12 protein-coding genes are annotated in these 7584 nt (G+C 55.7%); all 12 read right to left on the reverse strand.

Annotated elements, in window-relative coordinates:
- Positions 1–45: 45 nt before the first annotated feature.
- The 12 genes from A7P99_RS08655 to rplU all read right to left on the reverse strand — a co-directional run bounded on the left by A7P99_RS08655 (position 46) and on the right by rplU (position 7285).
- On the reverse strand, positions 46–423 hold the full coding sequence (locus tag A7P99_RS08655; RefSeq protein WP_067687238.1) for a peroxiredoxin: 378 nt from the start codon (positions 421–423) through the stop codon (positions 46–48).
- Positions 420–848, reverse strand: coding sequence for a thioesterase family protein (locus A7P99_RS08660; protein ID WP_067528525.1), 429 nt, complete (start codon positions 846–848; stop codon positions 420–422). Before A7P99_RS08660 ends, A7P99_RS08655 begins: the two co-directional genes overlap by 4 nt.
- Positions 849–898: 50 nt before the next feature.
- Positions 899–1252, reverse strand: a complete 354-nt coding sequence (locus tag A7P99_RS08665; RefSeq protein ID WP_067449359.1) for a VacJ — start codon at positions 1250–1252, stop codon at positions 899–901.
- A gap of 110 nt (positions 1253–1362) precedes the next feature.
- Positions 1363–2265, reverse strand: coding sequence for a VacJ family lipoprotein (locus A7P99_RS08670; protein ID WP_067449361.1), 903 nt, complete (start codon positions 2263–2265; stop codon positions 1363–1365).
- Positions 2262–2552 (reverse strand): lipid asymmetry maintenance protein MlaB, encoded by a 291-nt coding sequence (locus A7P99_RS08675; RefSeq protein ID WP_067449363.1) that lies wholly within the window; start codon positions 2550–2552, stop codon positions 2262–2264. Before A7P99_RS08675 ends, A7P99_RS08670 begins: the two co-directional genes overlap by 4 nt.
- Before the next feature lie 4 nt (positions 2553–2556).
- Positions 2557–3147 (reverse strand): phospholipid-binding protein MlaC, encoded by a 591-nt coding sequence (locus tag A7P99_RS08680; RefSeq protein WP_067449366.1) that lies wholly within the window; start codon positions 3145–3147, stop codon positions 2557–2559.
- Between the two features lie 44 nt (positions 3148–3191).
- The gene (mlaD, locus tag A7P99_RS08685) at positions 3192–3662 is read right to left on the reverse strand and encodes an outer membrane lipid asymmetry maintenance protein MlaD (RefSeq protein WP_067449367.1); all 471 of its coding nucleotides are present in this window, start codon (positions 3660–3662) and stop codon (positions 3192–3194) included.
- A 7-nt stretch (positions 3663–3669) separates the two neighbouring features.
- A complete protein-coding gene (gene mlaE / locus A7P99_RS08690; RefSeq protein WP_023887833.1) occupies positions 3670–4446 on the reverse strand; it encodes a lipid asymmetry maintenance ABC transporter permease subunit MlaE in 777 nt (258 codons plus the stop codon).
- A gap of 3 nt (positions 4447–4449) precedes the next feature.
- A complete protein-coding gene (locus A7P99_RS08695) occupies positions 4450–5250 on the reverse strand; it encodes an ABC transporter ATP-binding protein (protein ID WP_067449369.1) in 801 nt (266 codons plus the stop codon).
- Positions 5251–5500: 250 nt separating this feature from the next.
- The gene (gene pdxA, locus A7P99_RS08700; RefSeq protein WP_067449371.1) at positions 5501–6499 is read right to left on the reverse strand and encodes a 4-hydroxythreonine-4-phosphate dehydrogenase PdxA; all 999 of its coding nucleotides are present in this window, start codon (positions 6497–6499) and stop codon (positions 5501–5503) included.
- A gap of 175 nt (positions 6500–6674) precedes the next feature.
- The gene (gene rpmA / locus A7P99_RS08705) at positions 6675–6947 is read right to left on the reverse strand and encodes a 50S ribosomal protein L27 (protein ID WP_023887836.1); all 273 of its coding nucleotides are present in this window, start codon (positions 6945–6947) and stop codon (positions 6675–6677) included.
- Between the two features lie 29 nt (positions 6948–6976).
- Positions 6977–7285, reverse strand: coding sequence for a 50S ribosomal protein L21 (gene rplU / locus A7P99_RS08710; protein WP_023887837.1), 309 nt, complete (start codon positions 7283–7285; stop codon positions 6977–6979).
- Between the last annotated feature and the right edge of the window lie 299 nt (positions 7286–7584).

A 7584-nucleotide genomic window follows, 5' to 3' on the forward strand; every position in this document is an offset into this window, starting at 1 on the left:
GTAGCCTTTCTTCGGAAGAAGGCTACCTGAAAATATTGGGGCGGGTTATTCGGCGAGCAGTTGGTCGGCCAGGCGGTACACTTCGGCAAAGTCGGGCTCGCCTACATAGGTTTTGGCGATGTGGCCATTTTTATCCACCAGAAAAGAGGTGGGGGCGGCGATGACTTGGTAGGCCTGCTGGGTATGGCCTTGTGTGTCGTAGAGCACGGTGAAGAGCAGACGGTGGGTTTGGGCATTTTGGTTATGCAGCCGGGGCAGTAGGGAAACCAGAAGTTGATGAGGGTAACTTTGCCTTGCGGGGCGGGTTGATCCACGTTTTGGCCTTGCAGGTTTTGCAGGGCGAAGGCGTTTGGGGGCGAACAGGATGTAGCCGGCGGCGGCAAGCACGGCCAGCAGGAGGAGGGCGCCGAGGTATTTTTTCATGGGGCGGATTCTGCGGGGTTGGACGGGATGTGGGCGGCAATGGCTTGCTGCAGTTCGGCAGGGAAGCGGATGGCGCGGCCGGTGGTTTGGTCGATGAGCATGAAGCTGACGCGGGCTTCGGCAAGGATGCGCGGGCTGCCGGTTTTGCGGATGGTTTGGCTGATCACGGCTTGGCGCGCGTCGGTTTGGGCAAAGGTGGTTTCAATCTCGAGCCGGTCGCCGAGAAGAGCAGCACGGCGGTAGTGGATGTCGATGTGGACGATAGCCATGCCGTAGCGGCTGTTGCGGAAGAATTCGGCTAGCCCGTTGTGGTCGAAATAGTCCCAGCGGGCTTCTTCGAGAAATTCGAGATAGCGGGCGTTGTTTACGTGGCGGTATACGTCGAGGTGGTAGCCGCGTACGGTGAGGTGGGTGTGGTGTGGCATGGCATGGCAGGGATGGAAATGGCCGGCGTGCGGGCTGCCGGCCTTTGGTTTTACAGGGGTTGGAAGGGTTCGCGCTCTACTTCGCGGGCGGACAAATCGCAGAGGATGGGGGAGATCTGGATGTTGAACCATTCGGCAAAGATGTCGGGATGCAAATCTGGCCATTGGCTTTCGTCTTCGCACCAGTCGGCCAGCTCGGCGGCGAAGATGGTGTCGATTTGGGGTTTGACTTCCGCCCACACTTCTTCGCCGTCATCGCAGGGGTTGGTGAGGTAGGCGTTGGCGTTGTTTTGCAGGTCTTCGAGGGTAAGGTCGTCAAGCTCGGCGCCGGGCAGGGCGGTGAGCCAGTTCCAAAACGGCTGTAGCGGCACCAGCCGGAATACGCTGCGGTTGATTTCGTACATGATGCGCTCCTTTGATGAGGCGGTGGGGGAAGGGTTTCAGGTAGCCTTTATTTTTCAGGTAGCCTTTGCTACTTGTGGAAAGGCTACCTGAAAATCTGAAGGGTGGCAATTTAGCGGCTGATGATTTCTTCGTGGATGGTATTGGGAGCCGGGCGGCCGCTGTTTGTGTTGTCTGCCGGAGTATTGGCAGCTGGGGTGGCTGAGTTTGCTGCGGGTTCGGCAGACGGTTGCGCGGCGGTGGCTGGTCCAGCGGCGGGTTGCTCGGCAGTAGCTGTGGCTTCGCTGCCAGTGTTGCCGCTATCTTCTTCAAAGCTGGGCACGTAGTCGTCTTCGCTGCCGGGCAGGATGGTGCCGGTTTGTTTGGCGCGGGCGGCCATGTAGGCGTCGCGGATGAAGGTATAGCGGTCGAGCGCAACTTGGTTTACGCCGTCGGTGAGGTCGAGCAGGTTGGCGCGGGTGTCGAGGGTTTTCACGCCGGTGGCGGCCCAGTAGCCGGCGCCGTTACCGAAGGCGAGTTTTTCGGGGGAATAAACGCTGGTGATGGTGTTGCCCAGTGCATCGCGCACGGTGCTGGGGCCGAGCAGGGGATAGACGAAGTAGTTGCTGTTTTTCCAGCCCCAGCTGGCGAAGGTGTCGCCGAGGGTGTTTTTGTTGTTGGGCATTTGGGCTTCGCTGGCGATGTCGATAAGGCCGCCGAAGCCGAAGGTGGTGTTGATGCCCACGCGAACCAGGTCGCTACCGGCTTTGGAAATGTTGAGCCGCAATAGGTTGCTGCCCACGCTCACGATGTCGCGCAGGTTATTGAAAAAGTTGCCGATGCCGCTGCGCACTGGGCGGGGGGTAACGGCGCGGTAGCCGCGTGCCACGGGAGAAAGGAAGTGGCGGTCGATGCGGTCGTTTACGCCGAACATGAAGCGGTTGTAGCCTTCATAGGGGTCGTAGGCGACGCCTTCGGCCAAGGCATTGCCGGACAGGCCGATGGTGAGCAGGGTGAGGGTGAGCAGTTTTTTCATGATGTTATCCAGCCGCCTACTTCATACAGTTCGGCCAAAGCGGCCACGCCAGTGGGCAGGCCGCGGAACACCCAAGCGGCTTCGGGGCGGCTGCGTTTGGCGGCGGCCATAAGGGAAATGCAGACGGAATCGGCTTGGCTTACGCCGGAGAAATCGATTGCGGGGGCTGGGCTGTTTTTCAGGTAGCCCAGCTGTTGGCAATAGGCGTGAAACAGCGGGGAGGTTACCGTGGCAACGGTCACTTCCCCACTGAGGTACACGGTTTCATCGCGGCATTCGCTGTGCATGGATTCAGCTGCCGTTTTTGTTGCGCAGCTCTTGAATCAGGCCGTCGATGCCTTTTTGCGCGATGGTGTTGTTGAACTGGCTGCGGTACACGGTTACCAGGCTGGCGCCCTCTACGGCCACGTTATAAACGCGGTATTTGCCGCCGCTTTGGTACATGGTGTAATCCATAGTTACCGGTTTGCCGCCGGCGGGAGTGATGTCGGCGGTAACGATAATGCTGTTGCCGCGCTGAACCGCGTTCTCGCGGATAACCACGTTGGCGTTGCGGTATTGCAGCATGGTGCCGGAGTAGGTGCGGATGAGCAGGGTTTTAAACTGTTCGGTAAGCGCGGTTTTCTGCGCCGGGGTGGCGTTGCGCCAGTTGGCGCCCACAGCCAGTTCGGTCATGCGGGTAAAGTCAAAATAGGGGATGGCATAGTTTTCGGCCTGACGGCGAACTTGCACATCGTTGTTGTTTTTGGCGTTTTGCAAGATGTTCAGCACTTGGGTGCTGTTTTGCTTGAGCTGTGCCACGGCCTGCTGCGGCGTAGCGAAGGCCAGGCCGATGCTCATGATGCCAATGCTCAGGGCGGCGGTGAGTGCGGATTTTTTCATTGATGTTTCCTTTCCCAGTGAAAAATGAAAATGTTGTAGTGTGTTTATTGTGTTACGCCGTTTTTTTCTACGGTATTGGTCATAAATTTTCCGATTAGCTGCTCCAGCACCAAAGCAGAGCTGGTGATTTCGATGGTGTCGCCGTTTTTCAACTCGGTTTCCTCCGCGCCCTGCTGCAGGCCGATATATTGCTCGCCCAACAGGCCGGAAGTGAGAATTTCGGCGGAAACGTCGGTGCTGAAACGGTATTGGCTGTCGATGTTCAGGCTCACATTGGCTCGGTAGGTTTTCGGGTCGAGCTGGATGGAGGATACCCTACCCACCACCACGCCGGAAGCCTTCACCGGGGCTTTTACTTTCAAGCCGCCGATGTCGGTAAAGCTGGCGGAAACGGTGTAGGACGACTGGCGGGAAACCGTTTGCCCACCGGCCACGCGCAGTGATAAAAATACCACAGCAGCAATGCTTAAGGCCACAAAAACGCCGACCCAAAGTTCTAAAGTGCTTCTTTTCATAATCTGGTTATCCGATAAACATGATGGCGGTTAAAACAAAATCCAAGGCCAAAACAGTGAGCGCGCTGCTCACCACGGTGCGGGTGCTGGCACGCAGGATGCCTTCCGGCGTGCTGCGGCAGTGGAAGCCTTGATACACGGCAATCAGCGAAATAGCCACGCCGAACACCACCGATTTAATCAACCCGTTCACCACATCGTAGCCCACATCGATATTTGCCTGCATCTGCGACCAGAAAATGCCGCCGTCCAAGCCCAGATAGCGCACGCCGATAAGATAGGCGCCGTAAATACCGGCCACATTGCAGATGGAAGCCAACAGCGGCATGGAAATCACGCCTGCCCAAAAACGCGGCACCACCACGCGGGCAACGGGATCGACCGCCATCACCTTCATCGCCTCCAGCTGCTCGGTGGTTTTCATTAGGCCGATTTCGCTGGTCATCGCGCCACCGGCGCTGCTGGCAAACAGAATGCCGGCCAGTACCGGCCCCAGTTCGCGCAACAGCGATGCGGCCACCATGTAGCCCAAAATATCGGCTGATTTGAATTTAGCCAGCTGCGTGTAGCCCTGCAAACCCAATACCATGCCCACAAACAGCCCTGATACGGCAATGATGATAATGGAGAGCACGCCGGTGAAATACATTTGGCGGATGCCCAGCCTCAGGCGTGGCAGCAGCGTGCCGGAGCGTGCCAGCACGGCAAACAGGAATAGGGTGGTTTTGCCTAGCTCCTGCAGGAAATCCAGCGTTTTCGCGCCTAGGGTTCGGAAAAAATTCATGATTTAGCTATTGAGCAAAACTTGTTGTATGCCGCGTTCGGCCGGATAGCGGAAGGCGACCGGGCCGTTGGGCAGGCCATTGATAAATTGGGTAATCCACGGCGAATCGAGGCTGCGCATTTCTTCTGGGCTACCTGAAAATAGGATTTCGCCGTGGGCAAGGAAAATCACTTGGTCGGCAATTTGCAGCGAGCGCGGCACATCGTGTGTAACCATCATGCTGGTGGAGCGCAGGGCATGGTTGATTTTGCTGATCAAGTCGGCAATTACGCCCAGCGAAATCGGGTCGAGGCCGGTGAATGGCTCGTCATACAGCATCAGTGCGGGGTCGAGGGCGATGGTACGCGCCAAGGCAACGCGGCGGGACATGCCGCCGGATAGCTCGTCCGGCATCAGGTTTTCCGTGCCGTGCAGGCCGACGGCGCTGAGCTTCAGGCGCACTAAATCGCGGATGATTTCTTCGGGCAAGTCGGTTTGCTCACGCAGCGGGAAAGCCACGTTTTCATATACGGATAAATCGGTAAACAGAGCGCCGAATTGGAACAGTACGCCCATATTGCGCCGATGTTGGTGCAACTCTTTAGCGTTGAATACGGCAAGGTCGCGGCCATTAATCAGCACGCGGCCGGAAGTGGGCGCAATTTGGCCGGTAATCAGGCGCAGCAGGGTGGTCTTACCACTGCCGGAACCACCCATCACGGCGGCAAACGTGCCTTGGGCTACCTGAAAACTGACGTTGTTCAGGATGGGGCGTTCGCCATAGGCAAAGGCGACGTTTTGCATTTCGATGAAGGGTGTGGCCATAGGTGGCAGAGGTTAGGTTTACATACAAGGGTGTTGATTATAGGGAAAAAGCACACTGGGTTCAATGATTTTGCCAATGGTGAGGCTGAGTGCTGGCTGGAAGTGTTGTAGATTTTTTCAGGTAGTCTTTGTGTGCAGGGAAGTGTTTTTATATCATGTGGATAGATTGAACTGAAGGCTACCTGAAAGTTTTAAGACTGCTGCATGAGTGGCAGATTTTCAGGTAGCCTTTGTGCCTGATAGTGTGCGGCTATGATGGCGCGCGGTGGTGTTGCCAGCGTTCGGCCATATCGAGGGCGGTTTGGATGGCGGTGAGCAGGCTACCGTGGTCGGCACGGCCGGTACCGGCTAGGTCGAGGGCGGTGCCGTGATCGACTGAGGTGCGGATGAAAGGCAGGCCGAGGGTAATGTTCACGCCTTGGCCGAAGGAGGCGTATTTGAGTACGGGCAGGCCTTGGTCGTGATACATGGCGAGCACGGCATCGGCATCTTTGAGCAAGAAGGGTTGAAACAGGGTGTCGGCGGGGTAGGGGCCGCGTACGTTGAGACCTTGCTTGCGCAGGGATTGTAATTCGGGCTCAATGATTTGAATCTCTTCCCAGCCGAGATGACCTTGTTCGCCGGCGTGTGGATTGAGCCCGGCCACGAGGATGGTGGGTTTGGCGATGCCGAATTTGGTTTTCAGGTCGGTGTGTAAAATGTGCAACACGGAGTGTAACAGTGGGCGGGTAATGGCGGCGGGGATGTCTTTGAGGGGGAGGTGGGTGGTGGCGAGGGCAACGCGTAGGCTGTTGCCGGCCAGCATCATGACGACTTGTTCGGTATGGCTGATGGCAGCGAGGTATTCGGTGTGGCCGCTGAAGAGGATGCCAGCGTCGTTGATGATGCCTTTGTGCAACGGGGCGGTTACCATGCCGGCAAATTCACCTTGGCAGATGCCGCTATAGGCACGATCAAGCAGGGAGAGTACGTAGCGGGCATTGGCGGAGTTGAGTTGGCCGGTGTGGCAGGGGGCGGAGAGGGGAATGTGTAAAACTTCCAGTGTGCCAGGGGCGGGCGGATGGTTGGGATGATAATCGGCAAGGGGGGTGTGGTAGCCGAGTTGCTGGGCACGTTCGGTGAGGAGTTGTTTGTCGGCTAAGACAACGCAGCGACAGGGTAAAGTCTGCTGAGCTAAAGTAAGGCAGATATCGGGGCCTATGCCGGCCGGCTCGCCGGAGGTGATGGCTAGGATAGGGGTGGCGGGCATGGTGAGGCTACCTGAAAAATAGAGATGGCAGAATTATAGCAGTTGGTAGCTAAGCAGATTTTTGATGGCGGATAATGCTTGTGTGCTAAATGAGGGTGTTAGCCAGGATAATTTGATTGAGCAAAATAAAAGGATGCTACCTGAAGTAGCATCCTGAAATTAGGCTAGCCGTTGATTATTCGTCGGCACCAGTGTAGGGGCGAACGTTAACGGTTTTACGGTTGTGTACGCCTTTTACGGTAAATTCTACGTAGCCGTCCACTTTGGCAAACAGGGTATGGTCTTTACCCATGCCTACGTTGTTGCCTGCATGAAACTTGGTGCCGCGCTGGCGAACGATAATGGAACCGGCAGGAATCAGCTCGTTGCCGTAGGCTTTCACGCCCAAGCGTTTGGCTTCTGAATCGCGGCCGTTGCGGGTGCTGCCGCCTGCTTTTTTACTTGCCATGTTTGATACTCCTGAATTAGGTTAAAAACTTAGGCGATGGCCACGATTTCAATTTGGGTGAAATTCTGGCGGTGGCCTTGGCGTTTCTGATAGTGTTTACGGCGGCGCATTTTGAAAATGCGGATTTTTTCGCCTCGGCCATGAGCCACTACCTTAGCTGTTACTTTCGCGCCTTCAATAAAAGGTGCGCCTACTTTTACAGACTCGCCGTCAGCAATCATCAAAACTTCAGTCAGTTCGATTTGGCTGTCGAGTTCGGCAGGTATCTGTTCTACTTTCAATTTTTCGCCAACAGCAACTTTGTATTGTTTGCCGCCGGTTTTTATGACCGCGTACATACTCAACTCCATGTGGGGTTATATCAAAAGGTTAATTTATCTAGTGTTCGATAATGCCTAGAACACAAGAACTACGTATTTTATTGCATCTGTGATCATCTTGTCAAAAGGTTATTTTCCTTTTGTAGTCTGATGGCTGTGTTGTTGTTGGTAAAGAATGAGTCAAAAGATGTTTGACAAAATATTCTGGTAGGCGTATAGTCCGCATCTTCGCTGTTCCTTACGGCACGGTTTTGTTGTCGGTTTTACGGTTCAGCAGCTCTTTAACAATCAGATTACCGATAAGTGTGGGTGTTTTA

The organism is Eikenella sp. NML120348, from assembly GCF_001648435.1.
Taxonomy (GTDB): domain Bacteria; phylum Pseudomonadota; class Gammaproteobacteria; order Burkholderiales; family Neisseriaceae; genus Eikenella; species Eikenella exigua.

Excerpts from the sequence above, each read along its gene's own strand:
- A7P99_RS08660 (WP_067528525.1), bottom strand. The coding sequence starts at position 848 with ATGCCACACCACACCCACCTCACCGTACGCGGCTACCACCTCGACGTA.
- mlaE (WP_023887833.1), bottom strand. The coding sequence starts at position 4,446 with ATGAATTTTTTCCGAACCCTAGGCGCGAAAACGCTGGATTTCCTGCAG.
- rplU (WP_023887837.1), bottom strand. The coding sequence starts at position 7,285 with ATGTACGCGGTCATAAAAACCGGCGGCAAACAATACAAAGTTGCTGTT.
- A7P99_RS08655 (WP_067687238.1), bottom strand. The coding sequence starts at position 423 with ATGAAAAAATACCTCGGCGCCCTCCTCCTGCTGGCCGTGCTTGCCGCC.
- A7P99_RS08680 (WP_067449366.1), bottom strand. The coding sequence starts at position 3,147 with ATGAAAAAATCCGCACTCACCGCCGCCCTGAGCATTGGCATCATGAGC.
- A7P99_RS08675 (WP_067449363.1), bottom strand. The coding sequence starts at position 2,552 with ATGCACAGCGAATGCCGCGATGAAACCGTGTACCTCAGTGGGGAAGTG.
- A7P99_RS08670 (WP_067449361.1), bottom strand. The coding sequence starts at position 2,265 with ATGAAAAAACTGCTCACCCTCACCCTGCTCACCATCGGCCTGTCCGGC.
- pdxA (WP_067449371.1), bottom strand. The coding sequence starts at position 6,499 with ATGCCCGCCACCCCTATCCTAGCCATCACCTCCGGCGAGCCGGCCGGC.
- A7P99_RS08665 (WP_067449359.1), bottom strand. The coding sequence starts at position 1,252 with ATGTACGAAATCAACCGCAGCGTATTCCGGCTGGTGCCGCTACAGCCG.
- rpmA (WP_023887836.1), bottom strand. The coding sequence starts at position 6,947 with ATGGCAAGTAAAAAAGCAGGCGGCAGCACCCGCAACGGCCGCGATTCA.
- mlaD (WP_067449367.1), bottom strand. The coding sequence starts at position 3,662 with ATGAAAAGAAGCACTTTAGAACTTTGGGTCGGCGTTTTTGTGGCCTTA.
- A7P99_RS08695 (WP_067449369.1), bottom strand. The coding sequence starts at position 5,250 with ATGGCCACACCCTTCATCGAAATGCAAAACGTCGCCTTTGCCTATGGC.